Origin of the sequence: Enterobacter vonholyi, assembly GCF_008364555.1 — a bacterium.
In the GTDB taxonomy this organism is placed as follows: domain Bacteria; phylum Pseudomonadota; class Gammaproteobacteria; order Enterobacterales; family Enterobacteriaceae; genus Enterobacter; species Enterobacter vonholyi.
In genome coordinates, this window is sequence record NZ_VTUC01000017.1 from 1 (window position 1) to 26,866 (window position 26,866).

A 26,866-nucleotide genomic window follows, 5' to 3' on the forward strand; every position below is an offset into this window, starting at 1 on the left:
AAATGTTTTATAACAGTAAGCGTCGGCATGGTTCGAGCGAGCAGATGCCACCGGCTGAATATGAAAACCTATATTATCAACGGCTCAGAAGTGTCTAGATTATCCGTGGCGATTCAGATTCAATGATACGAAAAGTGTAACGCGTACGCAAAAACTATTGTAACCTGTTAAGAGTGGTCTCTAAGCATCCTACTTAGGTATGTCTTTCACCTCCCAAAAATCGATCTATGTCAACGATATATCCGTTGCTCTTTGCTATTGATATCCTTTAGCCAAAGGAAGGAGTAGTTCTATGGGAGGTTGCGCTGTCTGTGGATGTTCTCTAAACGATTCGCAAGATGCTGTGCATAAAGGTATTGATTATAAGTCTTGTCCAAAGTGTTCAGCAGATGCTGGAGTTCATGTGTTTTATAAAACAGAGGACTTTGGGTACAGGGATATGGGCGATGGTAGGCACATTGTTCAATCGTGGTGTCCTTCTTGCCGATCTGGGGAAAACCCATCTATCCCTGAAGCGTTCAGATGTAAGTGACTAAAATTATTTTCAAAAGGCTGCCATTACGCGGCCTTTTTTGTTTCCCATTGTTCTGAGAGGTCTCGCGACAGGCAATCATTGACTGTGGGAATGAATGAGACGTATTTTATTTGTGTGGTGAATCCTTTCTAAGCGAAAGGGCGTTCCAGTCAACTGCTATCTGCAGGTATGCGCGCGGCTTTGCTGACTGGGGTAGAGTCACCGGGAGGCACCATGCACCATGACAACAATAATACAAGTTTCAAATTCCTTGAGAGCCTGCCATAAAACGCAGGCCTTTTTTATGATTTTGCAAACGGCTGCTACGCTTAGAATTGTGGGAAGTCACTGAATGCCTGACGGTTATTCATAACCGATAGTGAATCAGCCGATACAGCTTCGCTCCTGAGCATAGGTCTTTCTCACACCTACCTTACTAATAGTCAACTCATTAGCCCGCCTTCAAAAGCGGGCTTTTTTTATTCTCACGACAGCACCCGCATAGAGCGAGGTGAGAGCATGTATCGAATGGACAAAATAACTACTGGCATTTCCTACGGCGCATCGGGAGGTAGTGCCATTTACTGGTTTAGAAGACTTCTTGATGGCTACTCCCCCGAGCAGTGGGCCGCTATAGGTGTGATCGGTAGTTTACTGTTCGGCTTGCTCACCTTTCTTACAAACCTCTACTTCCAAATCAAAGCGGACCGTCGAAGAGCTACACGGGGTGAATAATGTCTAATAAGTCAAAGCTCAGCGCAGCTATGTTGGCGCTAATCGCGTCCGGAGCAACTGCGCCATTTATATTCGACCAGTTTATCAGTGAGAAAGAAGGTAATGCGCTTGTGGCCGTTGTTGATCCGGGTGGCGTCTGGTCTTTATGTCACGGCGTGACCGTCATCGATGGCAAACGTGTTGTTCAAGGTATGAGGGCCACAGAGGAACAATGCCGGAAGGTTAACGCTATTGAACGCGATAGGGCATTGGCCTGGGTTGATCACAATATCAAAGTGCCTCTGACAGAGCCGCAGAAGGTGGGCATCGCATCCTTCTGCCCGTACAACATCGGTCCCGGTAAATGCTTCCCATCGACCTTCTATAAGCGGATCAATGCTGGTGACCGTAGAGGGGCATGCGAAGCAATCCACTGGTGGATTAAGGACGGTGGACGAGATTGCCGTCTGACTAAAGGCCAGAAGAATGGCTGTTATGGACAGGTCGAACGGCGCGATCAGGAAAGTGCGCTGACATGCTGGGAGCTGGACCAATGAAAATTAATCCGGGTCTTATCGGCGTTGTCATTATTGCTGGCCTTTCGGTCGCTCTCGTTAAGAGTTGTTCAAACGCCAGTAGTCTTCAGAGCGATAACGACGTTCTGCGAAGTGACAACTCTTTGCAGGGGCTGGTAATCACCACCCAGGCATTCAACTTCAATCGATTCAATCAGGTTACAGAACATACCAACAGGCTTAACTCCCTAATAGACACCAGCACCGAAGAAACCATAATCGAATATCGAGAGATTCTCCGCCGTGAAAAGACCTGCGATCTGCCTGTTCCTACTGACATTGCTGGTGGGCTGCTCGAATACGCGTACCGTTTACGTGCCAGCGCCATGCACTCCGATACCGGCAGACCTGATGAAACCAATGATCGTGCCGCTGCCTCCAGCTCAATGACGTACTGCCAGGCCGTTCTCTGGATTCAGCCGCTAATCGCCACTATAGAAAAAGCAAATAATCAATTGAATGGGATAAGGAATTTAGAGGAAACAAGGTTTTTACCAAACGGCCAAAAACAGCCATAGTTGCTGTTTACTTCATGCAGATATCACCATATTTGGTAGGGCTTTTGCCCTTGATTTAGCTAACTAGAGATACCATTTACATTTCTCATAACTAAATAATTTGAGAGAAAAAAATGGCTCTGGTAGATATGAAATTCAGTGTAGTTGTGACATTTGACATCACAGCGAATGGGAAAACTGATGTTTACAGACAGGTTTCCGAAATGTTGGCTGAGCATGGCTTTGTTAAAGAAAGTAATCAAGGACATGTTTTCCCCGAAAATGTCTATTTAGGTTACAAATCTCATAAAGTTGAAGAAGATGACAATTGCTATAAATCTGGATCAATCAAAGATGCCTCTAAGGAAATAGCTAATGAAATCAAAGATTTGATGGTTGACTTCTTTAAGGGACATAAAGTGAAAAATGAAATACTCATTCATGTAGGCCGTTCTTACACATCTACGGCCATCCTGAAATTTGAAGAAACCAAATAACTCTTTTTTAAAAAAAGGTAATTTCTTTCAAGCCATCGGCATAAGCTGATGGCTTTTTTCTGTGTATTCACACGTTCTATGTATAGATCGCCAACTGCGAAATGGAGCCAAGCGTTTACTTTTGGCGGTCTTCACCTCAGATGGATTCAAACGAACGGTCTACTCTTCAGCAATGCGCGTTGATATCAGAACATTTGGGGGAGAGGCTACCAAGCCTTCATTTTTTTATGGGTCCTCCTGGTGTGGTTGCCTGCCACGGGGCGGCGCGCTCGCGGGAAACGGCTAGTTTTTCGGATCCAGGGTCATCATCATCATGTGCGCAGGTCTCTGATTTCATTAGAGGCCATTTTCGCAAGATGTCGAATCGTTCAAAAAGTGTTCACCATCATGGACCAGGAAATTGCCACTTTAAAACTCAATATCAACCAGTTGGCAGGGATAACCGGCGTACACCGTCAGACGGTTGCCGCGAGACTGAAAAATGTCGAACCTGCTCCGGGCAGCAACAGCAAGTTAAAGCTCTATCTGGTGACCGACATTCTGACCGAACTGATGATCCCTACCGTTTCGGCCAATATCGATGATATGCCCCCATCAGACAGGCTATCCCACTGGAAAGCAGAGAATGAGAGGCTGAAGTACGAACAGGATACGGGGCAGTTAATACCCGCAGATGAAGTGGCGCGAGAATTCTCATTGATGGCGAAAGCCGTCGTCATGGTACTTGAAACCCTCCCGGATGTGCTCGAGCGCGACTGTGCTTTAACGCCTGCTGCGGTAGTTCGTGTGCAAAGCGTTATCGATGATCTGCGCGACCAGATGGCGGAGAGGGTGCAGTACGCTGAAAAAGAGGAGGAAGAGCCTGAGGAGGACTGATGGCAAAGCGGGCATCCGCCAGGGACATCCGCCGCGATGTTTCCGGTATTTTACGAGCCCCGCGTCGTATGCCGGTGGCCGATGCGGTCAGTACTTATATGCGCGTGCCAATGGGGGCGGGAAACTCAGTTCCGTGGGATCCGGATCTGGCACCCTATGTGATTGAGCCGATGAACTGCCTGGCATCGCGTGAATACGATGCGGTGGTGTTTGTGGGCCCGGCGCGAACGGGTAAAACCATCGGGCTGATTGACGGCTGGATTGTTTATAACATTGTCTGCGATCCGGCAGATATGCTTGTAATTCAGGTATCTGAGGAAAAAGCGCGCGAGCATTCCAAAAAACGCCTGGACCGTACTTTTCGCTGTAGCCCTGAAGTTAAAACCCGGCTAAGCCCAAGACGTAACGATAACAACGTCTACGACCGTACATTCCGCGCCGGTAACTATCTGAAGCTGGGCTGGCCATCCGTCAATATCATGTCGTCCTCGGACTATAAGAGTGTAGCGCTGACGGATTATGACCGCTTTCCGGAAGATATCGACGGGGAGGGGGATGCTTTTTCACTGGCATCGAAACGTACCACGACATTTATGTCCTCCGGGATGACGCTGGTTGAAAGCTCGCCCGGGAGGGATATCAGAGACACAAAATGGCGGCGCTCCACGCCCCATGAAGCCCCTCCGACCACCGGAATTTTATCGCTCTATAACCGTGGTGACCGCCGTCGTCTTTACTGGCCATGCCCGCATTGCGGCGAATATTTCCAGCCGGAAATGGACAATATGACCGGATACCGCGACAGCAGCGATCCTGTGCTTGCCAGCGAAGCGGCGTTTCTTCAGTGCCCTGCCTGTAAAGGCAGGATAACGCCGGACATGAAGCGTGCGCTGAACATGAAATGTGTCTGGCTCCGGGACGGGCAAACCATCGACAGTAAAGGCCAGGTTAGCGGTGATGGCCGTCGTTCCCGTATTGCCTCCTTCTGGATGGAAGGTCCGGCAACCGACGGATATCTGATTCTTCAGGACTGGTTCATCGGTTCAGTGACCCGGCCCATGTACCGGGCCTGGCTGAAGATGGCTATTGCTGTCGGAGAAATCAAGCTGCCGAGAGGCATCGATATGGACTCGCTTTATAACGCGGTTTATTCGGGGCCCGTTATGCCGTGGATTGATCCCGTTAAAGAAGCGAATGCCTGGAAAACGCAGATCCGCGGCGGTGCTGCTACTGAATCCGGTCATCATGCCTGAAAACACGATGATGATGATCCATAAGCCCTGGGGGTTTGCTGGTGGTGATGCGAGCGATATGCGCGACTATGCGGATCTTCTCGACAAGGTTGAATCCGTTCTTATCCCGGCTTATGCGCAGAAAACCGGAAAATCCACCGAAGAAATTGCGGCAATGCTGGAGGACGAAACCTGGATGAACGGCAGCGAGTGCCTTGAACTGGGTTTTGCCGACCAGGTGACACCATCCCTTCAGGCTATGGCCTGTATTCATTCAAAACGTATTGAGGAATTTGAAAAAATGCCAAAAAGCATTCGCAACATGATCACCCCGCCGCGCAACACTACCCAGCGTGACCCGGTTATTACCCAGCCTCAGGCACCGCAGGCAAAAACAGACCCTGCACCACCGGATGAAAATGCGATCCGCGCGCAGGTGATGGCTGAGCAGAAAGCCCGTGTTAACGCTATCGGCGATCTCTTTGCCATGTTCGGCAATAAGCACATGGAACTGCAGAATCAGTGTGTGGCCGACCCTGATTGTTCCGTCGATAAGGCGAAAGATTTGCTGCTGGCAGAACTCGGTAAAACGGCCACGCCGTCCAATAAAACCACCCAGCCGCATATTCATGCGGGCAACGGTAACTTCGTCGCGGATGGTATTCGCCAGGCACTGATGGCGCGTGCGGGATTCGCAGGTCAGGAGCAGGATAACGTTTATAACGGTATGACGCTGCGCGAGTATGCGCGTATGGCCCTGACAGAAAAAGGTATTGGTGTGGCCAGCTACAACCCGATGCAGATGGTTGGCCTGGCGCTGACCCACAGCACCTCTGACTTTGGCAACATTCTGCTCGATGTTGCGAACAAAGCGCTGATTCAGGGCTGGGACGAGGCGCAGGAAACCTTTGAGCAGTGGACCAAAAAAGGCCAGCTGTCAGACTTCAAAACGGCGCATCGTGTCGGTATGGGTGGTTTTCCTTCTCTGCGACAGGTTCGCGAAGGGGCTGAGTACAAGTACATCACTACCAGTGACAAAGGCGAAACTATCGCGCTTGCCACTTATGGTGAAATCTTCTCAGTAACTCGCCAGGCGATCATTAACGACGATCTGAACCAGCTTACCGACGTACCGATGAAGATGGGGCGCGCGGCGAAAGCAACGATTGGCGATCTGGTTTACGCCATCCTGACCAAAAACCCGAAACTCTCAGACGGAAAGGCGCTGTTCCATGCCGATCACAAGAACCTGAGCGCGGGCGCAATTTCTGTGGCCAGCCTGGACGAATCGCGCAAGCTGATGCGTCTGCAGAAGGAAGGGGAGCGAACCCTGAATATCCGTCCGGCCTACATGCTGGTGCCCGTCGCCCTGGAAACTCTGGCAAATCAGACCATCAAGTCGGCCAGTGTTAAAGGTGCAGACATCAATGCCGGGATCGTTAACCCTATCCAGAACTTTGCAGAAGTCATTGCCGAACCACGCCTGGATGAAGCTGATGCGAAAGCCTGGTATCTGGCTGCCGCGAAGGGCACCGACACCATTGAGGTCGCTTATCTCAACGGCGTCGACACGCCGTACATCGATCAGCAGGAAGGCTTCACCACTGATGGTATCGCCACGAAAGTGCGTATTGATGCCGGTGTGGCGCCGCTGGACTATCGCGGCATGACCAAATCCTCTGGTCAGTAAAAAACAGTCCTGACAAACAGACGCCCGTAAGGGCTTTTTTTATACCTGAAACCGGCCCCGCAAGGGGCTGAATGGAGAAGTTATGGCTAAGAACTATGCGCAGGACGGGAAAACGATCCCTCTGGTAAACAGTGGTGCAACCGATGTTCACAGCGGCGATCTGGTCATCAACCTTGACGTCGACAGCGCCACGTTTAGTGAGCAGGTTGCCCGCATATACGCGCGCGAACGTTATTGACGGTCGCTTCAGCTATTCGAGCAGCACCACGAAAACCCGATACACCACAGCGCTGGTATCCTGGTCCGATCCGGATAACGCCTACGCTGACGCGATGGAGCCCGTATTTGAGCAGGCGCTGGTGGCACGTTACGGCTTTAATCAACTGGAGATCACGGCTATCGGATGCACCCGGCAATCAGAAGCAAACCGAAAAGGCCGCTGGGGCATCCTCACCAACAATAAAGACCGTGTTGTTTCGTTCGATGTCGGCCTGGATGGAAACATACCACAGCCGGGCTACATCATCGCCGTGGCAGACGAACTGCTTTCCGGAAAGGTTATGGGCGGCCGCATCAGCGCCGTTAACGGTCGCGTTATCAAACTTGACCGCGTGGCAGATGCGGCGGCAGGTGATCGCCTTATTCTCAACCTACCTTCCGGAGCGTCGCAGAGCAGGACCATTCAGGCCGTGAACGGTGAATCAGTCACAGTCACCACGGCATACAGTGAGACGCCACAGGCCGAAGCTGTTTGGGTGGTGGAATCTGACGAGCTTTACGCTCAGCAGTACCGCGTTGTCAGCGTAAGCGATAACGATAATGGCACCTTCTCGATCACCGCTGCATGGCACGATCCGGATAAATATGCCCGTATCGATACTGGCGCAATTATCGACCAGCGGCCAATAAGTGTAATACCTCCTGGTAATCAGTCACCGCCAGCTAACATCGTGATCAGCTCGTTTTCTGTGGTTCAGCAGAATATCAGCGTCGAAACGATGCGCGTCAGCTGGGACCAGGCGCAGAATGCTATCGCCTATGAGGGGCAGTGGCGCCGCAATGATGGAAACTGGGTGAACATGCCGCGCAGCTCCACCACGTCATTTGACGTCCCGGGGATTTATTCCGGTCGCTACCTGGTGCGCGTGCGCGCAATTAATGCCGCTGAAATTTCCTCAGGATGGGGATATTCAGAAGAGAAGATCCTGACCGGCAAAGTAGGTAATCCGCCTAAGCCAGTAGGATTCACGGCCACGGGCATTAACTGGGGGATCCGTCTGAACTGGGGTTTTCCGGCAAACACCGGCGATACCCTCAAAACAGAAATCCAGTACACGGCCAACAGTGACTTTTCAAATCCACTCTTGCTCTCAGATGTGCCTTATCCATCTGCGGAATACACCCAGCTCGGCCTTAAAGCAGGGCAGGAATTCTGGTACCGCGCGCAGCTGGTTGACAGAACGGGTAACGAGTCCGGGTATACCGACTGGATCAGGGGGATGTCTAACGATAACGCCGATGATTATCTGGGTGATATTGCAGACGATTTCCTTACCTCGGCCGACGGTGACCGCCTGACCAGCGATATTGATACCAGTCTTGAAGCTGCAATGCAGAACGCGCTGGCCAACCATGGAACCTTTGAACATCAATGGGCGCAATACGGAGAGGTACGTGCCGATATCCTGGTTGTGAAAACGACTATTGCAGAGGTGGATAAGGCAATGGCCGAGCTATCAACGCAGGTACAGGCGCGGATAGAGGACGTCACTGCTTCACTGGAAGACAAACTTACAGCCGTCGTCGATGCCTCCGGTGCTTCTGCAATCTACACCCTCAAAACAGGCGTGAGGATAAACGGGATGATGTACAACGCCGGGATGTCGATTGCCGTGCTTGCTGAGGCCGGGAAGCCGGTAGTTACCCGTGTTGGTTTTAACGCTAATCAGTTCGTGCTGATGAGTGGCAGTAGTAATACGCAATATTCACCGTTCGCGGTGGTTAATGGCCAGGTCTTTATCAGTTCAGGTTTTATTCAGGATGGGACTATCACCAATGCCAAAATCGGCAACTTTATCCAGTCCAACAATTACGTCCCAGGACAGGCCGGATGGAAACTGGACAAAGGGGGTTCCTGGGAAAACTACGGCAGTGACGGGCAGGGCGCAAGAAAGACCACGAACGTTACTGACAGCATCAGGGATGCGAACGGCGTCCTCCGCGTACAGATTGGTAAACTTACAGGGGTATTTTAATGACGTGGGGCATTCAGACATGGGATGCCAATGGTAACCCGAATAATTACGGTATTAAGCCAGTATCTGTGGTCGGACGTATTCAACTTTCTGAGGGGCAAAACTCCGGAAGCTGGTCGTTTACAATTCCGGCAGGAATGAAGGTCGGGTTTGTCGTTTCTCTGGATAGGGGAGCGGTCTCGGTGGGGCGCCGTATCGTCGCCAGCGGAAATACGATAACTCTTGGCGCGGCAAACAGCGTTGGGATTGGAAACTATCCAGCCTCTGAATGTGAGCTCGTAGTTTTTGTGGAGAAGGCATAATGGCAGATTATGGCGCACTGATAACTCTGGATAATGGAAATCCCTTTATTACGCCACAGTCCACACCATTTTGTCTCTACAGGAAGGTAGTGGTTGACTCAGTAGCAAGCGGGGCATATCACGGTGCATCTGCAACAATAGCTCTGGATGTTTCTTATCCGGCAATGGTTTTTTGCAAAACGAGTGATACTGCTCAGCCTACTATGGTTACTGCAGCCAGATCAGGAGGAAATATTCTTGTTGGATCGAGCAATGCCTATGCACAGTCACATACCTTAACGGCTTACATCTTTGCTATTTATCCTCAGACATTGCCCAAATGGGGATTTGCTATCTGGGATGCCACCGGGAAGCTGGTTCTGACAAACGAGAGTCGGATACTGAGTGACCTTGTGACTGTTGGGACGCCAGGAGCTACGACAGGTGGAATTAATATTGACGTCACTCTGCCTGGTAGTTATGCGGTGGCACCCGCTATTCTTGGCTCCCAGATCATCCAGAACAATAACACTAAACCACCCACTATTGTGAATATCACTGCCTACTCAGGATGTCGGTTTAATGGTTCATCAACCAGGATTAATGCGGCGCCTTCGACAACGGCTACCGGTTCTGCTGCGGGTGGGACTACGACTGGAATAGCTTTGACGGCAATCAACACGACTGCATTCGATTAATTGATCGTTTAAAACGATCAATTAATCGATATTGATCTGCTCAATCTATTTTCATTAATTTTCCCGTCAGGTTAAGTTTCAAAGTACGAATTACCTCAGGGATAAAAAATGAAAAAAATACTCGGTAGTTTGCTAATTGTCTGTCTTCTTTCTGCTTGCTCAGCAAACATCTTTGAGAAGCAGCTTCCTGTGTGTGAGGCTGTAACCCTTTTAGGTGGGCAGGAACAAACCGTACAGATATATGGTGTGCGACAAGTAGCAAACCAGGTTGAATACAAAGCTGGATATCCTTTCAGCTGGCGGTGGATAAGTAAAAACAACTTCACCAGGTCAACCTGTTTAAAATGAACAACACGAAAACCCGCTCCGACGGGTTTTTTTATTATCTGAATTCAGGAGTCCTTTATGTCGGCAGGTACCATCACCCTGACAAACGGGTCCGCTATTGTTGGCGGTTCTGGAACCTCATTCGCAACAGAACTCACCGCAGGTGACTTCATTGTTTCTACTGTGGGCGGAGTTCCGTATACGCTGCCAGTGAAAACAGTCGATAGTGACACGCAGCTCACGCTTGTCAGTAACTTCACCGGGCCAACGCAATCCGGCGCTGCATGGTCAGCCGTCCCCCGCGTGGCGCTGAACATGGTAACTGCCGCGCTGGTGGCGCAAAGTGCTGAAGCGCTGCGTGGACTGAATTACGACAAACAGAACTGGCAGCAGGTTTACTGCGCCGCTGGAAACATCACAGTGAAGCTGCCAGACGGCACTACCTTCAACGGCCCTTCATGGAAATATCTGTCTGACAATATGGCAACGAAGAGCGGCGGGGCCGTACCTGTTAACCAGGGCGGCACCGGTTCGACAACTGAATCAGGCGCTCGCACAAACCTCGGTTTAGGAAACAGCGCAATCAGGGACGTCGGCGCAGCGGCGGGATCGGTCGCAGCCGGCGATGATTCGCGCTTAAATACTGTCGATCAGAAAGCGGGAGGGAAAATTACGAGCCCAATTACAGTCCAGCCAGGGATTAACGGTAACCCCGGTTTTTCCGTCAATTCTGGGGATAATGGTGGCGGTGGATTGATGAATAATGGCATCAGCCTGGTCGTGGCCAGTGGCTATAACCCAAATACAGGTAATTACGTCAACCTCATCAAAGGTACCTGGTATACAGGAGAATGGTCTTTCGGGGGAGCCCGTGGTGGCGGGGCTAATTTTGATAATGTCACACTAAACCTGAAAGGGTCTAATCAGGAAGGGATGGTCACCTGGGTTTTCCATTCCAATGGCGCTGCCACAGGCAATTGGGTAACGGCATCTGATGAGCGTATCAAAGAAAATGTAACGGTAATCGCTGATCCACTTATGAAAATGCAGCAGCTTCGAGGCGTTGAATGGGACCGCCTCGACACTCCTGCGCATGGGTATGGCTTCATAGCTCAGGAAGTTGAGAAGGCTTTTCCTGACGCTGTGAAATCTTATGGGAAAACAACCTTACGAAATGGAACAGAGATTGAGGATGTAAAATCTGTTGATACGTTTGGTGTTGCCGCGGCTCTTCACCATGAGGCGATCCTTGCTTTAATGGTGAAAGTTGAAAACCTTGAGCGTCAACTAGGAATATCTTAACGCGACCTGCCTTCGATTTTGTCGTTAAGTTCTTTAATGGCCTGGAGGCAAAGGGCGATAACACCTGCATATTCCACCGTATAGCTGCGCTTACTGTCATCTCTTTTTCTTGTCAGTTGCTGGGTGAATGTCACCTCACCAGCCTCATTAAATTCTTCAACTGACTCATACTGATCATGATCTTCAAATACTGACCCGACAGCCTCCGGCAGAACTTTGATGAGTTCCTGGGCAATAACCCCAGCAGATGGAAGACCGCTATCCTTCCAGTTGAATGTCACTCCACTTAAGCTCATTACTTTGTCGAGTGCGTTCTCGATGGCTTTGACATCGTCTTTTTTATCCGCATCTGAAGTCTGTGTCAGTGATGCGCAGGTGATATTTCCAGGGGTAATAAATCTATCTCCCCGCATTGCGAAATATTTTTCTGTGCCGGGTTTGGCTGCCTGGGTTGTGACAAATACCAGATCACCATAATTTTCGCAGAAGGAGTAGGACATACTATCCAGAGAGCCCGGATACTTGAACGCAAACACTCCGAAACTGCTGGACTGAGTAATGACATTTATTGAACCAGTGGCATTTAAAGCAGATGAAATCGTGCCTCCTGATTTTCCGTTCACCGTACCCAGCCGTGAATCATCGCCGGCTGCGACCGATCCCGCCGCTGCGCCGACGTCCCTGATTGCGCTGTTTCCTAAACCGACGTTTTATAGATTGCTCTCGAGCGGCCTGGCCGATAACTTCACCTGATTTTTTTGCAGAAATAACTGGGTGAAAAATATGCAAATTGGCTACGTAAGGGTGTCAACAAATGACCAAAACACGGATCTTCAGCGACAGGCACTCGAACGCTCAGGATGTGAACACATTTTCGAAGAAAAAATGAGCGGTACTGTGGCGAACCGGCCGGCGCTTAAAAAGCTTCTGAGAACGCTGAATGAGGGCGATACGCTTGTGGTCTGGAAGCTAGATCGTCTTGGTCGTAGCATGCGTAATTTGGTACTGCTGGTGGATGAACTCCGTCAGCGTGGTATCCACTTTAAGAGCCTCACTGACAGCATTGATACATCCAGCCCAATGGGGCGTTTTATATTTCACATCATGTCAGCACTTGCGGAAATGGAAAGAGAGTTGATTGTGGAACGAACCCGGGCGGGATTGGCTGCGGCAAGAGAAAAAGGGCGAATAGGTGGGCGACGCCCAAAGTTGACCGAAGAGCAATGGGCTCAGGCTGGCAGATTGATCGCAAATGGAGTGGATCGGAAGCAGGTGGCAATTATTTATGATGTAGCGGTATGCACTCTTTATAAGAAGTTTCCAGCTGATCAAACTACTTAGTCGTGACAACTGTCACATAAAACCTTGTTGTTTCAGGGCTAATACCTCTCTAAGATTGATTAAAAAGCGAGGTGTTAAAATGAAAGTAAGCATAAGAAGTATCCATAATCATGGGGATGCGAAAGAGGAATACGTTGTTTTAGATGTGAATGAAGACTGCAAATTACAATATTACATGTTGCAAGATACTACCTACACGAATAACGGTAATATTTCTTCAAAACTGAGGCATTCTTATTGGTTGCCTTCTTATGATGCGAAAAAAGGTGATGAAATAATTATTAATACTCGGTCAGGTAAAAATCTGATACCAGTTAGAGAAAAAGGTGGGAAAAAATTCACCTTCTATTGGGGGTTAAATTCGGCGGTTTGGAATGATGAAGGGGATTGTGCTGTCTTATTTGAGATAAATACTTGGAAGTCAAAGGGCGTATAATTATTATGGGCCTATACGATTTTATCGTTGTCGGGGGTTATTCCCCCATTTTTCCCTAATGATTCCCCGTATAAATTTTAAACATTGAAAACCAGCCGTAAGAGGCTGGTTTTCAATGTTTTTTTTGGTCGGCACGAGAGGGTTTGAACCTCCGCCCCCCCCATGACGGATAACTATGGATTTTTCAGTAGTAGTTCATGAGCTTTAGATAACCTTCCTTCGATGGCTTTATATCTCGTGCCAGCCATCACCCCTTCACCCAATTGAAGCCCATTTTCATTATAGAACTTTCTAATCGAGCTAATGTATTTCTCAATAATTTCTATTTCTAAAGAATAGTTTTTGTCCTTCCTAGCTAAAATTGCTACTCTCTCAAAGTAAAATGGGGCAGCCACTAAGCCAACTAAATCCATTTTTTTTAGCTCGGATTCGCAGCAACGCATCATCGTGTGCAAATCATTTTTATGTGTTTGAGCTAAGTTGTAAGTCTCTGTTCCATCGACAAGAAGCTCTCCGTTTGTACTTTCGGTCAAAAGCTGGCCGCTGGATTTTCCGAGGAAAGCAAATTCGTCATCAAAAGCCTTATCAAAAAAATCTTTATGGAACAAACCCATAACTTATCACTCGATATGAATAAATATTAAGTATTTATAGATCATCTTCTACGTAAAATGAATGGTATCTTCGCTAAAACCTTCGCCATTGTGACCTTTCGATAACCGTAAGTCATTGATTAATTTTATGTGAAAATTACGGTTTAGTGGCGAAAAATTAATGTATGCATTTGATTATTATGGATAACATGAGTGATTTAAAAACACCTTTGATTTAGCGTACTCAAGAGGAAGATAATTTCTTCAACTGAAAAATGGTTATCAAAACCCAAAAATAATTAAATACAATCAACTGGTTAGCCTGCGGCTAAAAATGTGTGACGAGAGCATCATTTCTGATGTTTTTACTTAAAAATCAATGCATCATGATTGAATTCATGAAATACTGCTGCGTCATATGGAATGGTTCGAAGCCGCAGACCTGATCGTTAAAGGTATGGAAGGCGCGATCAACGCGAAAACCGTAACTTACGATTTCGAACGTCTGATGGAAGGCGCTAAGCTGCTGAAATGCTCAGAGTTTGGCGACGCGATTATCGCGAACATGTAATCCAGATTCTGGGTTAAACAAGAGCGGGGGCCTGAGGGTTCCCGTTTTTTTTGCCTCTGCCTGCGGGAGACAACACGATGCTAGCTACTATTCTTATCGCTGTCGTTGCACTCATCCATCTCTACATTCTTGTGCTGGAAATGTTCCTGTGGAATACCAAAACAGGGCACAAGGCCTTTAATCTGCGTCCTGATTTTGCGCGCGATACCCGCGTACTGGCCGCGAATCAGGGGCTCTATAACGGTTTTCTGGCGGCAGGTCTGCTCTGGAGCCTCTGGCTCGGCGAAAAGGGGATCCAGGTAGCCATCTTCTTCCTGACCTGTGTACTGATCGCCGGACTGTTTGGCGCAGCCACCGCCAGCCGGAAAATTTTGTATGTACAGGCCGTACCCGCTCTCGCGGCGCTGCTTGCGTTGCTCATCTGACGCAATGCTTTGGTTGAGATAAGGCGTCCGATATACTGATGGCTTCACCCTTACAGGTTTGCTACGAGACAGTTATGAACAACGATATCCCACTGAAATATTATGACATTGCCGATGAGTACGCGACGGAAGCCGCAGAGTCCGTCGCTGAGTCAGAGCTCGACGCGCTTGCGCATTATTTCCAGCTGCTGCTTACCCGTTTATCGAATAACGAGGAGATTAGCGAGAAAGCCCAGCAGGAGATGGCCGCAGAGGCCGGGATCCGTGCGGGGCGCATTGATGATATTGCGAACTTCCTCAATCAGTGGGGAAATGAATAGCCTGCTTCAAAAACCGTTATGCTGATGCTTTGCGATACAGCTCAGCATCACGCTATCGGACCACATGCACTTTTTCCGCAGAATATGCGAAGCGGGGGCGTCGATAAACAGCGCGAAAATAACGGTCAGGCAAAAGAGTACCACTGGGAATAGTAAGGATAATTTCACGTTTTTAACCAAAATATGAGTGTGCTTCAGGGTAATCTACCGTCTGATTGTGACGACTATATGTTTTTGCGTAAAAAATTGAAATGCCCGACGGGAAAAAACGGGCACGCCAGTTTTGGATTACGGTGTGACGCCGGTGAGTTGCTTCGCCAGTTCGCTGCGGGTGAGTGCTTTTGAAAAATACCATCCCTGGATCAGGGCATCGGGATATCTGTCCGCAATAAAGCGATATTGAATTTCATTTTCCACGCCCTCGAATACAAGCGTTTTATTCAATCTTGCAAGAGCATCGCTGAAGATAGCGAAGATGTTTTGTTTATAATGCTCGCTGATGCCGTCCACCAGCGACTTATCAATTTTGATTTCATCATATTCAAGCAGCGACAGGCGTGCGAGGTTCGAGTTTTGCACGCCAAAATCATCTATTGATATTTTAACGCCGAGCGATTTGAGCTCCCGACAGAATCCCTCCAGGATATCTGCCGTGGAAACGGCTTTCTCAGAGAGTTCGACCTTCATCAGGGAAAGGGGAAGGTGATTGGCAAAACACGCACGACGCAAAATGGTAATGAACTGTCCATCTTCAATTTCCTTCCGCCCAACGTTTATTGATACTATCAGCTGGTGTTTTATTGCCAGTGGGGCAATTTCGGAAAGGGATTTTTCGATAATATTACTATAATATTTTTTATACAGACCAATCTTCTTAATTAATGGAATAAAAAGCTCCGGAGAGACGTCCCCGTGCTTTTGATCGCGCCATCTCGACAGAACTTCGACGCCCACGATTTTTTGATCGCGAATACGGATAATGGGCTGATAGTTAACGCAGATGGTATTCGTGATGACGGCTTTGATCAGCGTGCGTTCCAGAGAAAAACGATCTTCATAGATTCGGAAGATAAACAACGTAATCGCGATCCAGATCAAACAGAGAATGACCGCAAGAAGCGCAAAGATAAACGGAGGTAACGAGGCCAGCCCAGCGTCATGATGCTTCACGATGACGCACAGGTCCCAGAAGGCGCTGCACTGCGTCAGGGTCAGGGTAAACAACGTCGAATGCAGCCAGCTCTGCTGATTTAGCTCCGGAGCGGCCGAAAAAAAGACTCTGCCGAAGTCTTTCGTGGTAGCACTTAGCGAATAACTTGCGGTAACCGGGCTGAATTTATCGTAAGCATAGCGGGAGGTGAAGATAATAATATTGTTATAAATTGCCGCGTTGCCCGTGAAAAAGTCTTTTCGCGAAAACTGGGCCAGGAGAAAGCCTCTCGGCGTTTTATGCAGTTCTGCAGGAAGTGCAACGGGCGTTGCGAGTTTCCCCCAAAAAGCGGTACAGACTATTTTTCCCTTTTCGATAAAACCTATATCGCCAAAATAAAGATTATTAAGCTTGATTTGTCTGTAGCTATCAAGGCTGGCTTTATCACATCCCTGCGTCGTTATGCTTTTTAGGCCCAGCGCAACGTTTTGGGACAGGTCTTCTGAATAATGTAAAAGGGTTCGGGATATTTCGAGCTGTTTGCTCTTCTGCTGTCCTGTGATGACAGCATTGACGGCATAAAGAGACAGGAAGACCAGAAGCGTTGAAACGATAGCAACGGCAATGAGCTTTTTCATTTTCCAGATATCCAGTCCGCTCCCTGATTTCACAAAGCTTAACACAGCCTGGGCAAGGAACAAGCCTGATAGTCACGTCATGTGAGCAAATTCGGGCAGGTGAACTCATACGAAAGCATCAGTTTTTTAAGACAATTCTCAGCTAAGCTATTTTCATTGCCATAAGCAACGCCGGATTAGCACAGGCTTTTCTTCCAGAACATCCATGCTTGTTTTTTCTATTAAGGAAAAAATCGTGCGCAACGTGATGATCCCTATTATGAGTGCCCTGTTTCTTTTTCTGAGCGGCATTCTGATTATTAACTGGCAGCTATGGCAGATGGCGAAGCTGAGTAATAGTCATGCCGCGATGGCAGGCACCCAAAAAATAGAAAGTATTCTGGCTGAAGCAGTCAGTGCGGCCAACACGGCGAAGCGCGTTGCGGAGCAGGGATGTACCAGTAGCGGACAGCTGGCGCTGGGGACGGAAGCCGCGCTAAAACCGCATCTGCGCGCCATCATGATCCAGCAGCAGGGCAGAATCATCTGTACTTCCCTTCCCGGGAATGGCGTATTGATTATTCACCCTGAGACCTTACCTGCCGAAAAGTTGATGCTGCTACCCGGCAATCGGCTGGTGAACGGCATGCCGGTGCTTGTCTTTCAGATGCCCGTTGCGGGAGGGCGCGTCATGGTCAGCATCAGCGACGCGCATTTGCAGGATGCCATTACGAGCGCATCAAATAGCGTTGGCCTGGGACTGGTTGTCGGCGAAAGAATGTTTACCCGCAGCGGTGATGTGACCGGCTGGAAAGCGGCCTCGTGGGCGGGGTCACTGACGACCTCTTCGCACTTCCCCTTTAGCCTGGCCTGGCAGCCTCCTGCCTTTTTTAGCCTGACGCGGCTACTGCACCAGGGATGGAGCCTGATACTGCTTATTCTTGCATTATCCGTGGCGGTGGGCATTTTGATCCGTCGTTACAAGGGGAAAAGCACCTCATTCGAAGACGATTTGCGCAAAGCCATTTTGCAGGGGGAGATCGAGCCTTATTATCAGCCGATCGTGAACGGGGATACCGGCGGGTTGTACGGCGTTGAGGTCCTGGCGAGATGGAAACATCCAAAGTCAGGCTTTATCCCGCCGGATGTCTTTATTCCGATTGCCGAACGTAGCGGTTTAATTATCCCGTTAACCAAAGGGTTGATGGCGAAAGTGGTCGCACAGCTTAAACCACTGTTGCCTAAGCTACCGGACGGGTTTCATATCGGGGTGAACATCAGCGCCAGACACATCAATGCACCTTCCTTTATCGGGGACTGTCGCCTCTTCGGGAAGGGGTTTCAGGGTAAAGAGGTCAAACTGGTTCTCGAGGTGACCGAGCGTGAACCGCTGATCGATAATCCTCACCTGGTGGAAAACCTCAACATGCTGCATAACGCCGGTTTTGTTATTGCCCTTGATGATTTTGGTACGGGTTATTCCGGGCTGTCATGTCTTAATGCGCTTGCCATTGATTATATTAAAATTGATAAAAGCTTTGTGAACCGGGTTTCAGAGGAAAAGGACTCAACGATCCTGCTGGACTGCGTCATTGATCTGGCGAAAAAACTCTCATTGCGCATTGTAGCTGAAGGAGTAGAAACAAAAGAGCAGCTGGAGTATCTCAACCGTAATGAGATTACCCTGTTACAGGGATATTATTTTGGTAAGCCCGTCTCCTATATCGATTTTATTAAAGTCATTTTATCTAAACCCAGGGAGATCGTAAGTTTGTAAATCAAAATAAAGGCAAGCTTCCGTTGTCTGCTTAAGTGCAATTCATTTTCCTCTTATCCTGAGCTTTGTTACAGTGACAAGAGTTGTCAGCCAGGGATGTCAGGCGTGATAAGGTGGAAAAGCTCGTGCATGTGAAAAATACTTTTTACACAACAACCATTACCGTCATCATTGTTTCATTGATCCTCTCGCTGTCGCTCGCCGTCCAAATAGCCACGTCCAGACAGCAGTCAATCCAGCAAATTAATACCAGCGTTGCTAACCTGAGCCATACCCTTGATGTCTACACCGAGGGGATCATGCGCCAGAGTGAAATGTTAATTACTACCGTTTCCGACATAATCGAAATTTATGGTATGACCCCGCAGCAGGCGACCAATATTCAGCACATGATCAATAATCAGGATAACCTTCTTACCCAGATTAATAATGTGGTTGTTTACAACGCTCAGGGCGATATCTTCACCGCACTGCATGAAAGTTTTACCGGGTCACGCAAAGGCTCGGACAGAGAGTTTTTTATCTATCACAAAGAAAATAAAACTCAGCAGATTTTTATTGGGGAGCCGGTGGTAAGCAGAACCAATGGCAAATGGGTTATCACCATCAGTCGACGCCTTGAAACCGAGAGCGGGGCATTTAACGGAGTGGTGGTGGTGACGCTGGGTATCGAAAATTTTCTGGCACTCTACGGGCAGATTAATATCGGTCACTCGGGCGTCATCGGCTTAACGACGCAATCAGGCGTGCTGCTGGTCCGTTATCCCTTTAAAAATACTTATATCGGCACGATTGTTTCTGATTCACCGCTATTCAGGAAATATCTCAAGGTACAAAATTCGGGGATAGCCAGCTCCATCTCACGGTTTGATAAAATCGAGCGCATTTATGCCTACGAGAAAAACAGACGCTACGGACTGGTCACCACCGTGGCCGTTAGCATTGATGAAGCCCTTGCAGCCTGGCGCAAACAGGCCATTCAGCTGGCGGTGCTCATTTTCGTGTTCACGGCGATCCTCATCGTGGCGTCATACTTCCTGTATTCCGACCTGTCCCGAAAAACAAGGGATAACAAAGCGCTGAAGATTATTGCCTCAGAAGATGCGTTGACCGGGCTGTACAACCGCCGCTTCTTTGATGAAAAAATCCTCTCGGAAATCACTATGTGTGCTGAGCATGACGCACCGATTTCGATACTGATCGTGGACGTGGACTACTTCAAAAAATACAACGATAACTACGGTCATCCGGAAGGGGACCGGTGTCTGGCAATGCTCGGAAACAGCCTCAGGGAGAGCCTTACGCGTGATAATCAGATTGTGGCGCGATACGGCGGAGAAGAGTTTGCGCTGATATTGCCTGATACGGATATCCAGGATGCGCTCCGACTGGCCCAGACGATTATTCGCAATGTGTTTTCCCTGCAAATTGCGCATGCTTTTAGCCCCTTCGGACGGGTAACGGTCAGCGTCGGGATTTCTACCGCACGTGCCGTCGACATCGCTGGCAGCCAGCAAAATATCATTATTGCCGCTGACCAGGCCCTCTATCAGGCAAAGCGCGCAGGACGTAACCGTTACGCGTTTGTTGGGGTATGAGCAGAAAAAAAAGCCCACTCAGGAGTGGGCAAGAAAAACTGGAAGCAATGTGAGCAATGTCGTACTGAATACCTGAGTATTTCGCTCAACTATTCAGTGTTGAGAAAGATAATCTTTCTCAACAAAAGATGCAACCCCACAGTTTATGTGGCACGCTCTTTTTGTTGATGAATAATCACTCACTCTCTCATTGTGACGCCTATCACAAATTTCCTTTCTGAAATCCTGTGCTATTCTTTTTTGTGTCGTTGATTTAATGACAAAAACCATACAGAGAGGAAAGTTATGGGAATTTTATCCTGGATTATCTTTGGGCTTATTGCGGGTATTCTGGCGAAGTGGATCATGCCGGGCAAAGATGGCGGTGGGTTTATCGTCACCGTAATACTGGGTATTGTCGGCGCAGTAGTCGGCGGCTGGATCAGTACGCTGTTCGGTTTTGGCAAAGTCGATGGCTTTAACTTCGGCAGTTTCGCCGTCGCGGTGATTGGTGCGCTGGTTGTTCTGTTTATCTACAGAAAAATCAAAAGCTAAGGCTTAAAAGCGTTGAAAAAAGGCTGCCAGATGGCGGCCTTTTTACGTATTGGCGTTTACCACCAGCCAAGCTGGGTGCCGGCAAACGCCGCGATGGCAACGATCAGCATAATGAGGGTCGTTTTTCTCATTTATGCCCCAGGCGCCGCGTAACCACCGACAAAAAACCACGCTAAAAAAATCACCGCCGTTATAAAAATAACGACCGGGAAGAGGATCCCTATTCTCATATCATCACCTGTTTCGGTTTTTGTAACGCCGTAGAGTGTACGGGGTTAATCCATAGTGAGAAAGCGTGTTTTGCTTTTTCCTTTCTTATCCTGATACATCGCGACATCCGCGTCGCGTAATGCGCTGTCAGGATCGGTTGCGGCAGGGTCCACTTCGATAACGCCGAGGCTGGCGCCCGGATAAATAATATGAACGCTGCCCAGCCAGTATTCGCCTGCGATGCAGGCGCTGAGGCGCGTTTTGAGCAGCGTAACCTGCGCGTTATCTCCGTCCTCGTGGAGCTGGCTCAGCGATGCGACCAGAAATTCATCACCACCCAGTCGACCGATAATATCGTCCTGCTGTTTCTCTTCCTTCAAACGCTTGCCCACTTCTATCAGGAACTGGTCGCCAGCCTCATGGCCGTAACGATCGTTAATCAGTTTGAAATCATTCAGATCGATGAACGCGATGATGGCGTTACGCTTAAGGTGCCGGGCCAGAGAAAACAGCGTGGTCAGATCTTCAAAAATGGCGCGACGGTTGGGTAAACCGGTAAGGGCATCCGTGTAGGAGTGCGCGATGAGGGCCGCATTGGCTTCGCGAAGCTGGGTTACCAGCGACTCTTTCTGAATGGACTGGGCGATCAGCCCGGCGAAGAGCTTCAGAACCTGTTCCCCGCGCTCGCTAAGCGGCTTTCTGGCCGTGCTGGTGGCGCAGAGCGTACCGTAGAGTGAACCATCCGCAAGATGGACAGGTATACTCATGTAGGTCGTAATGCCAAGCGCTTTTGCGGCTTCACACTCGGGCCAACGTTCGGGTACGTCATTGCTGAATAACGTGTCACTGTCCAGCGCACGCTTGCACAGCGTCTCGTCCCATGGGACGCTCAGACCCTCCGGGATCGTCATCTGCTTGCTGTTGCGGGCGTAGAGGATGTGCTGCAGCCGCGCCTCGATATCGACCTTCGTCAGGTAGGTCGACTCCATGTCGGTGACAATCTCCAGCATCTCCAGCAGCTGGCGAACGAGGCTTTCAAGGGACTGCTCGGTGGCAAGGGTTTCTGAAACGCGAGCGAGGATAAGATCCGACATGACGTAGAATGACTCCCTGGCAGAAGACGTCTGCATCTGCATGTTATGCTGAGTTTTTAGGCTTCAGGCATAGTAAAACATGAATACAGAAAATTTAATATATGCAGGAAGCGGGGAGCAGGCGAGAAAAAAAGCCCCGTTGTTGAGACCGGGGCAAAGACATCTTGATTACGGAATGATGTTCTCTGGTCAAATCGAGAACATGCCACACTATAGTGCTGAAAAGTGCAGTTAAAATGGAGAAATCATGGAGAACGCGGCGATGACCCGTTACCCTTAGGGTGTAATGACGTCAAAAGGATCAATGAGATGAGATTTCTGCTTCTGGCGCTGGCGCTTCCCCTGACCGCCTGTACCGCAAAACCCACGCCACCCGATGCGCCGAAACCGCCGCACGCTATTGGTATGGCGAACCCGGCCTCCGTCTACTGCCTGGAGAAAGGCGGGGAACAGATCCCGATTCAAAGCCCGCAGGGCGTTCGCACCGAGTGCAAATTACCGGGCGGGGAAGTGATCGATGAATGGACGCTCTATCGTCGCGATCGTCCGCAACCCACCAGGTGACAGACGGATACCGCCTGCGATACACTTCTCTTTAGGATTAATCTTAGCCAGTTTCTGGCATTCGTTTCCGCGAGAGAAGTATGTTTCAGCTAAAACCGGGCAGCATGGCGATGATCGTGGGTGCCCGCACGGCGTCAGGCCGTCGCAATATTGGTAAATCTGTTGAGCTATTTGGCCTCTGCCAGCCTGGTCTGCGTTTTGTTAACCCGGTCAACGGCGTGATGACGCAATTACCGGCCACCGCAGATCGCGCGCTTTGGCTGGTGACGGGTGATGTCTACGCCTTTGACAACCAGCACGGCTTTGCGTTTGTACGCGCCGAACATCTGATGCCGCTCACCCCGGATGAAGCGCCGCAAATTCTGGATGAACTGACGATCGGCTGATCACAGATGACGCAGCCAGTCGACTAAGATCAGGGCGTGATTTTGCTCCGTGTTTTTGGCAGCAAAGAGCAGGGTGACGGTCTGCCTGCGCGCCAGCGTCGCCAGACGCACTCCCTCGTTAGCATGCTGCGCAAGCTCTTCCCGATAGGCCTTACTGAAGGCGGTGAAATCAATGGTTTCGCTATGAAAGGCCTTGCGTAGTTCATTCGAGGGCGTGAGCGCTTTACACCATTCGTCATAAACGAGGTCCGTTTTTTTAACCCCGCGAGGCCAGAGCCTGTCCACCAGCACCCGATAGCCGTCGTCCGGAACTGCCTGTTCGTAAACGCGTTTGCACTGAATCATGATTTCACCCTCCCAATTTAAGGTATTGTGATAATTGCAAAAGATCGGTAGTCTGAGGTTCCTTATGTTATCTGATAATACTCTGGCATAAGGAACCTTTCATGGAACACCTCCCGGTTAAAACGACGCTGCGCATTGCGCTGGTTGGCGATTACAATCCCAATGTTATTGCGCATCAGGCGATCCCGTTGGCCATTGACGACGCTGCAGCAGTCCTTGACCTCACCGCCGATTACGACTGGCTGGCCACCACGGAGCTGACTAGCCCTGAAGATCTGGTGGGCTACGATGCCATCTGGCTGGTTCCTGCCAGCCCCTACAAAAACACCGAGGCCGCTTTTATCGCCGCGCGCTACGCCCGTGAAAACAGCATCCCGTTCCTGGGCACCTGCGGCGGGTTCCAGCACGCGCTGATTGAGTATGCCCGAAACGTGCTGGGCTGGGCCGATGCGGCACACGCAGAGACGGATACCGAAGGCACCATGGTGATTGCGCCGCTGACCTGCTCGCTGGTGGAAAAAACCGATGCGATTGAACTGCGCAAAAATACGCTGATCGCCAAAGCATACGGCAAGCCGGAAATTGAAGAGGGGTATCACTGTAACTATGGCGTGTCGCCGGCGTTTGCACAGGCGCTGGAAAGCGGTGATATGCATGTTACGGGCTGGGACGATCAGGGGGAAATTCGCGCCGCGGAGCTGGTTACGCACCCGTTCTTCGTGATCACCTTATTCCAGCACGAGCGTGCCGCGCTCGAAGGGCGTCCGGTCGTGCTGGTGCAGGCGATGCTGCGCGCCGCTCGGGGGTAAAAAAGGCAGACCCGAGGGTCTGCCACACTGTTTAACGGGGCGCGATCTCCCGGTCTCGCCCGGCTAAGATGCCGCAGAGGGCCATTATCACGGCGGCCAGGGCGCAGCCCAGAAGCGGGATTTGCCAGTCTCCCGCGCTATCGTGAATTTTTCCCATCAGCGGGGGACCGCAGGCGGCGAGCAGATAGCCAATCGACTGCGCCATGCCGGACAACGCCGCCGCCTGGTGTGCAGAACTGGCGCGCAGACCGATGAACGTCAGGCCGAGGATCATCGTTGCCCCTGTGCCAAAGCCAAACACCAGCGTCCACATCACGGCCATGCCCGGCATAAACCATAATCCCGCCGCGCTTATCGCGCACATCAGCGCCACCGCGCCTGCGATCGCCCGCTGGTCTTTCAGACGGTGGAGGATCAGCGGAACGGCGAGTCCCGGCACGGCCGTAGCCAGCTGCAACAGACCGTGCACCGAGCCAGCCTGCGCTTCACTGTAGCCGTGGCTCAGCAGTATCGCCGGCAGCCAGCCGATGATGACGTAGTAAATCAGCGAGTTTATCCCCAAAAAGAGCGTGACCTGCCAGGCGAGGGCCGAGCGCCAGATCGCGCGGTTATGCAGCGCGCCTGCGGCCGTTACCGTTGCGACGTGTTTCTGACGCCACTGGGGCAGCCAGAGCAGCAGCGCGACCAGCGGAAACGCCATCAGCATCAGCAGCGCGCCATGCCAGCCGGCGCTACCCTGTGCCAGGGGAACGATCATTGCCGAACCGAACGCCGCCGAGACGCCCATCGTCAGGGAATAGGCGCCGGTGAGCTTCGCCACCTGGCCGGGAAAATCACGCTTAATTAATCCGGGTAACAGCACGTTCCCGAGCGCAATACCGCAGCCGACGATCGCCGTTCCGGTGAAAAGCAAAGCGGCGGAAGGCAGGGAGCGAACGGCAATCCCGACGCAAATCAGCAGCAGGGCGATAAACAGGCTGCGCTCCATGCCGATACGCCGGGCAACGCCCGCGGCGAGCGGCGAGACAATGGCGAAAGCCAGCAGGGGCAGGGTGGTCAGCAGACCGGTTTGCGCCGTACTTAAGCCATAATCAAGACGAATTGTATCGAGCAGCGGCGCTGCGCCGGTAAAGGTGACGCGAAGCGTAGTGGCAATCATCAGGATGCCTGCAACCAACAGCGCGCCGTGTTTTCCTGAGGTGCGAATAGCAGTAGTCATTATGTTCTCATACGTTCAAGCGAGCGCACACAATAACCATTTTATCAGCGGTTGAAATCAGGCTAAAATGACAGTTTATCGCTAATATCGGACAAACTGATGATTGGTCTGGGACTGGAAGGCTACGATCCAGATAGCCAGTACGATGCGGCCGTCGCATTTCGCATCCGCGTGGTGGCGGAGGAACAGTATATTCCCCGACATCATCACCGTAAGGGGCAGCTGATTCTGGCCCTCGGCGGCGCAATCACCTGTGAAGTGGAAAATGCGATGCTGATGGTGCCGCCTCAATACGCCGTCTGGATCCCCGGGCAAATGCCGCATAGCAACAGGGCCACGCCGGGCGCGCAGCTCTGCTTTTTGTTTATTGAGCCGGGGGCCGTCAGCCTGCCCGAGCGCTGCTGTACCCTGAAAATCTCCCCCCTGGTGCGGGAGCTGATTTTATCGCTCGCGGAAAAATCTCGTGAACAGCTGCAGCTCGCGGCCACCTCGCGTCTGGTGGACGTCCTGTTTGATGAGCTGCCGCTCCAGCGTCAGGAGCATCTGCAGCTGCCCGTCTCGCCCCATCCCAAAATTAGGCTGATGAGCGAGAAAATGGCGGAAGAGCCCGCCGCCTGGCAGACGCTGGCGCAATGGGCGAGCCACTTCGCCATGAGCGAGCGCAGCCTGGCGCGGCTGGTGGTGAAAGAGACCGGCTTAAGCTTTCGCCGCTGGCGTCACCAGCTGCAGCTAATTGTGGCATTACAGCACCTGATCGGCGGGAAATCGGTACAGCAGGTGGCCCAGTCACTGGGCTATGACTCTACCACCGCGTTTATCACCATGTTCAGAAAGGGACTGGGACAGACGCCGGCGCGTTATATGGCCAGCCTGACTACGACTTCCCGATAAACAGAGAGACAAGGCCTGCCGCAATCAGCGGGCCGACCGGTACGCCACGAAAGAGCGCCACGCCCAGCACGGTGCCCACCAGCAGACCCGCCACCAGCGAGGGCTGGCTGCTCATCAGCGTAACGCCGCGTCCCCCCAGCCACGAAACAAAAATCCCCACCGCGATCGCCACCAGCGATTTCCAGTTTACGAACGAGTGCAGCAGGGTTGATGCAGGAAGCGTACCGCTGGCGATGGGCGCCATTACCCCGATGGTTAAGATGATGATCCCGATGGTGAGGCCTTGTTTTTCTATCCACGGGAAAAAGGTATTTAACGGGGTCACGCGCACAATAATCAGCACCAGAATCGAGATGGCGACGGTGGTGTTATGGCTGACAAAGCCGAGCGCGGCCAGTGCCAGAAGTATGAGCAGAGTAGGGTCAAACATAAGGAATCCTTGCCAGAAAAATTGTTCTGTTTACTGTACGCGCAAACGCGGCAGAGAACAGTTTTAAAAAGATTTTATCGTTGTCATTACCTTGTCAT

The 26,866-nt window shown here is 50.6% G+C and carries 31 protein-coding genes and 3 pseudogenes; 26 read left to right on the forward strand and 8 right to left on the reverse strand.

Annotated features, from left to right (window positions below; translation table 11 throughout):
- Window positions 1-1,033: 1,033 nt before the first annotated feature.
- From F0319_RS18005 to F0319_RS18065, 13 genes and pseudogenes are all read left to right on the forward strand, one after another.
- Window positions 1,034-1,249: a class II holin family protein gene (locus tag F0319_RS18005; RefSeq protein WP_149367487.1), complete on the forward strand. Its 216-nt coding sequence runs from the start codon at window positions 1,034-1,036 to the stop codon at window positions 1,247-1,249.
- The gene (locus F0319_RS18010) at window positions 1,249-1,785 is read left to right on the forward strand and encodes a lysozyme (protein WP_149367488.1); all 537 of its coding nucleotides are present in this window, start codon (window positions 1,249-1,251) and stop codon (window positions 1,783-1,785) included. The genes F0319_RS18005 and F0319_RS18010 overlap by 1 nt, the downstream gene beginning before the upstream one ends.
- Window positions 1,782-2,321 (forward strand): hypothetical protein, encoded by a 540-nt coding sequence (locus tag F0319_RS18015; RefSeq protein WP_149367489.1) that lies wholly within the window; start codon window positions 1,782-1,784, stop codon window positions 2,319-2,321. The genes F0319_RS18010 and F0319_RS18015 overlap by 4 nt, the downstream gene beginning before the upstream one ends.
- A 113-nt stretch (window positions 2,322-2,434) precedes the next feature.
- Window positions 2,435-2,797: a hypothetical protein gene (locus tag F0319_RS18020; protein ID WP_149367490.1), complete on the forward strand. Its 363-nt coding sequence runs from the start codon at window positions 2,435-2,437 to the stop codon at window positions 2,795-2,797.
- Between the two features lie 387 nt (window positions 2,798-3,184).
- On the forward strand, window positions 3,185-3,673 hold the full coding sequence (locus tag F0319_RS18025; protein WP_115876052.1) for a DUF1441 family protein: 489 nt from the start codon (window positions 3,185-3,187) through the stop codon (window positions 3,671-3,673).
- Window positions 3,673-4,677: pseudogene (locus F0319_RS18030) on the forward strand (phage terminase large subunit family protein); the annotation flags it as partial. The gene F0319_RS18025 and the pseudogene F0319_RS18030, both read left to right, overlap by 1 nt.
- Window positions 4,678-4,903: 226 nt before the next feature.
- Window positions 4,904-6,595, forward strand: a pseudogene (locus tag F0319_RS18035) (ClpP-like prohead protease/major capsid protein fusion protein); the annotation flags it as partial.
- An 82-nt stretch (window positions 6,596-6,677) separates the two neighbouring features.
- Window positions 6,678-6,833 carry a hypothetical protein gene (locus F0319_RS22420; RefSeq protein WP_240168114.1) on the forward strand — a complete coding sequence of 52 codons (156 nt, stop codon included), beginning with the start codon at window positions 6,678-6,680 and terminating at the stop codon, window positions 6,831-6,833.
- A complete protein-coding gene (locus F0319_RS18045) occupies window positions 6,793-8,850 on the forward strand; it encodes a TipJ family phage tail tip protein (RefSeq protein WP_338070413.1) in 2,058 nt (685 codons plus the stop codon). The genes F0319_RS22420 and F0319_RS18045 overlap by 41 nt, the downstream gene beginning before the upstream one ends.
- Window positions 8,850-9,152: a hypothetical protein gene (locus F0319_RS18050; protein ID WP_149323862.1), complete on the forward strand. Its 303-nt coding sequence runs from the start codon at window positions 8,850-8,852 to the stop codon at window positions 9,150-9,152. Before F0319_RS18045 ends, F0319_RS18050 begins: the two co-directional genes overlap by 1 nt.
- Window positions 9,152-9,829: a hypothetical protein gene (locus tag F0319_RS18055; RefSeq protein ID WP_149367491.1), complete on the forward strand. Its 678-nt coding sequence runs from the start codon at window positions 9,152-9,154 to the stop codon at window positions 9,827-9,829. The genes F0319_RS18050 and F0319_RS18055 overlap by 1 nt, the downstream gene beginning before the upstream one ends.
- Before the next feature lie 108 nt (window positions 9,830-9,937).
- The gene (cor, locus tag F0319_RS22425) at window positions 9,938-10,177 is read left to right on the forward strand and encodes a phage exclusion lipoprotein Cor (RefSeq protein ID WP_072052383.1); all 240 of its coding nucleotides are present in this window, start codon (window positions 9,938-9,940) and stop codon (window positions 10,175-10,177) included.
- Window positions 10,178-10,234: 57 nt separating this feature from the next.
- Window positions 10,235-11,458, forward strand: coding sequence for a tail fiber domain-containing protein (locus tag F0319_RS18065; protein ID WP_149367492.1), 1,224 nt, complete (start codon window positions 10,235-10,237; stop codon window positions 11,456-11,458).
- Here the strand turns inward: F0319_RS18065 and F0319_RS18070 are convergent.
- Window positions 11,455-11,958, reverse strand: coding sequence for a tail fiber domain-containing protein (locus F0319_RS18070; RefSeq protein WP_149367493.1), 504 nt, complete (start codon window positions 11,956-11,958; stop codon window positions 11,455-11,457). The two genes, F0319_RS18065 and F0319_RS18070, sit on opposite strands and share 4 nt — an antisense overlap.
- A 58-nt stretch (window positions 11,959-12,016) precedes the next feature.
- On the opposite strand from F0319_RS18070, the gene F0319_RS22285 reads away from it, so the two are divergent.
- From F0319_RS22285 to F0319_RS18085, 3 genes are all read left to right on the forward strand, one after another.
- Entirely contained in the window at window positions 12,017-12,211 is a 195-nt protein-coding gene (locus F0319_RS22285) for a hypothetical protein (RefSeq protein WP_188035111.1), read from the forward strand.
- 30 nt (window positions 12,212-12,241) lie between these two features.
- Window positions 12,242-12,799 carry a recombinase family protein gene (locus tag F0319_RS18080; RefSeq protein WP_149367508.1) on the forward strand — a complete coding sequence of 186 codons (558 nt, stop codon included), beginning with the start codon at window positions 12,242-12,244 and terminating at the stop codon, window positions 12,797-12,799.
- Between the two features lie 79 nt (window positions 12,800-12,878).
- Window positions 12,879-13,235, forward strand: coding sequence for a hypothetical protein (locus tag F0319_RS18085; protein ID WP_048979566.1), 357 nt, complete (start codon window positions 12,879-12,881; stop codon window positions 13,233-13,235).
- 173 nt (window positions 13,236-13,408) lie between these two features.
- Here the strand turns inward: F0319_RS18085 and F0319_RS18090 are convergent, their stop codons facing one another.
- Window positions 13,409-13,849, reverse strand: coding sequence for a hypothetical protein (locus F0319_RS18090; protein ID WP_065419809.1), 441 nt, complete (start codon window positions 13,847-13,849; stop codon window positions 13,409-13,411).
- Window positions 13,850-14,228: 379 nt separating this feature from the next.
- Between F0319_RS18090 and F0319_RS18095 the strand changes: the two are divergent.
- The 3 genes and pseudogenes from F0319_RS18095 to F0319_RS18105 all read left to right on the forward strand — a co-directional run.
- Window positions 14,229-14,399, forward strand: a pseudogene (locus F0319_RS18095) (NADP-dependent isocitrate dehydrogenase); the annotation flags it as partial.
- A 77-nt stretch (window positions 14,400-14,476) separates the two neighbouring features.
- The gene (locus F0319_RS18100; protein WP_149367494.1) at window positions 14,477-14,824 is read left to right on the forward strand and encodes a DUF1304 domain-containing protein; all 348 of its coding nucleotides are present in this window, start codon (window positions 14,477-14,479) and stop codon (window positions 14,822-14,824) included.
- Window positions 14,825-14,898: 74 nt separating this feature from the next.
- The gene (locus F0319_RS18105; RefSeq protein ID WP_149367495.1) at window positions 14,899-15,144 is read left to right on the forward strand and encodes a DUF2543 family protein; all 246 of its coding nucleotides are present in this window, start codon (window positions 14,899-14,901) and stop codon (window positions 15,142-15,144) included.
- Between the two features lie 288 nt (window positions 15,145-15,432).
- Here F0319_RS18105 and F0319_RS18110 read toward each other — a convergent pair whose 3' ends face one another.
- The gene (locus tag F0319_RS18110) at window positions 15,433-16,932 is read right to left on the reverse strand and encodes an EAL domain-containing protein (protein ID WP_111965568.1); all 1,500 of its coding nucleotides are present in this window, start codon (window positions 16,930-16,932) and stop codon (window positions 15,433-15,435) included.
- Window positions 16,933-17,191: 259 nt separating this feature from the next.
- Here F0319_RS18110 and F0319_RS18115 point away from each other — a divergent pair, with 259 nt between their 5' ends.
- The 3 genes from F0319_RS18115 to F0319_RS18125 all read left to right on the forward strand — a co-directional run bounded on the left by F0319_RS18115 (window position 17,192) and on the right by F0319_RS18125 (window position 20,820).
- Window positions 17,192-18,688: an EAL domain-containing protein gene (locus F0319_RS18115; protein WP_240168115.1), complete on the forward strand. Its 1,497-nt coding sequence runs from the start codon at window positions 17,192-17,194 to the stop codon at window positions 18,686-18,688.
- Between the two features lie 113 nt (window positions 18,689-18,801).
- Window positions 18,802-20,286: a sensor domain-containing diguanylate cyclase gene (locus tag F0319_RS18120; protein WP_420889909.1), complete on the forward strand. Its 1,485-nt coding sequence runs from the start codon at window positions 18,802-18,804 to the stop codon at window positions 20,284-20,286.
- Between the two features lie 285 nt (window positions 20,287-20,571).
- Entirely contained in the window at window positions 20,572-20,820 is a 249-nt protein-coding gene (locus F0319_RS18125) for a GlsB/YeaQ/YmgE family stress response membrane protein (protein ID WP_008500746.1), read from the forward strand.
- A gap of 131 nt (window positions 20,821-20,951) precedes the next feature.
- Here the strand turns inward: F0319_RS18125 and F0319_RS18130 are convergent, their stop codons facing one another.
- Together F0319_RS18130 and F0319_RS18135 are read right to left on the reverse strand one after the other, a co-directional pair.
- Window positions 20,952-21,050: a YoaK family small membrane protein gene (locus F0319_RS18130; protein ID WP_029739841.1), complete on the reverse strand. Its 99-nt coding sequence runs from the start codon at window positions 21,048-21,050 to the stop codon at window positions 20,952-20,954.
- A 45-nt stretch (window positions 21,051-21,095) separates the two neighbouring features.
- A complete protein-coding gene (locus F0319_RS18135) occupies window positions 21,096-22,124 on the reverse strand; it encodes a sensor domain-containing diguanylate cyclase (protein WP_149367497.1) in 1,029 nt (342 codons plus the stop codon).
- Window positions 22,125-22,433: 309 nt separating this feature from the next.
- Here F0319_RS18135 and F0319_RS18140 point away from each other — a divergent pair, with 309 nt between their 5' ends.
- Both F0319_RS18140 and F0319_RS18145 read left to right on the forward strand, forming a co-directional pair.
- Window positions 22,434-22,688: a putative hemolysin gene (locus F0319_RS18140; RefSeq protein ID WP_133294185.1), complete on the forward strand. Its 255-nt coding sequence runs from the start codon at window positions 22,434-22,436 to the stop codon at window positions 22,686-22,688.
- A gap of 80 nt (window positions 22,689-22,768) precedes the next feature.
- Window positions 22,769-23,074: a nuclear transport factor 2 family protein gene (locus F0319_RS18145; RefSeq protein ID WP_045401563.1), complete on the forward strand. Its 306-nt coding sequence runs from the start codon at window positions 22,769-22,771 to the stop codon at window positions 23,072-23,074.
- On the opposite strand, the gene F0319_RS18150 is transcribed toward F0319_RS18145, so the two are convergent.
- Window positions 23,075-23,419 (reverse strand): DUF488 domain-containing protein, encoded by a 345-nt coding sequence (locus tag F0319_RS18150; RefSeq protein WP_149367498.1) that lies wholly within the window; start codon window positions 23,417-23,419, stop codon window positions 23,075-23,077.
- Window positions 23,420-23,520: 101 nt separating this feature from the next.
- On the opposite strand from F0319_RS18150, the gene F0319_RS18155 reads away from it, so the two are divergent.
- Window positions 23,521-24,228: a CTP synthase C-terminal region-related (seleno)protein gene (locus tag F0319_RS18155; protein WP_133294187.1), complete on the forward strand. Its 708-nt coding sequence runs from the start codon at window positions 23,521-23,523 to the stop codon at window positions 24,226-24,228.
- 31 nt (window positions 24,229-24,259) lie between these two features.
- Here the strand turns inward: F0319_RS18155 and F0319_RS18160 are convergent, their stop codons facing one another.
- Window positions 24,260-25,447, reverse strand: coding sequence for a CynX/NimT family MFS transporter (locus F0319_RS18160; protein ID WP_115874788.1), 1,188 nt, complete (start codon window positions 25,445-25,447; stop codon window positions 24,260-24,262).
- A 99-nt stretch (window positions 25,448-25,546) separates the two neighbouring features.
- Between F0319_RS18160 and F0319_RS18165 the strand changes: the two genes are divergently transcribed.
- Window positions 25,547-26,338 carry an AraC family transcriptional regulator gene (locus tag F0319_RS18165; protein WP_149367499.1) on the forward strand — a complete coding sequence of 264 codons (792 nt, stop codon included), beginning with the start codon at window positions 25,547-25,549 and terminating at the stop codon, window positions 26,336-26,338.
- Here the strand turns inward: F0319_RS18165 and F0319_RS18170 are convergent.
- Window positions 26,322-26,768 (reverse strand): DUF441 domain-containing protein, encoded by a 447-nt coding sequence (locus F0319_RS18170; protein ID WP_024908579.1) that lies wholly within the window; start codon window positions 26,766-26,768, stop codon window positions 26,322-26,324. The two genes, F0319_RS18165 and F0319_RS18170, sit on opposite strands and share 17 nt — an antisense overlap.
- Between the last annotated feature and the right edge of the window lie 98 nt (window positions 26,769-26,866).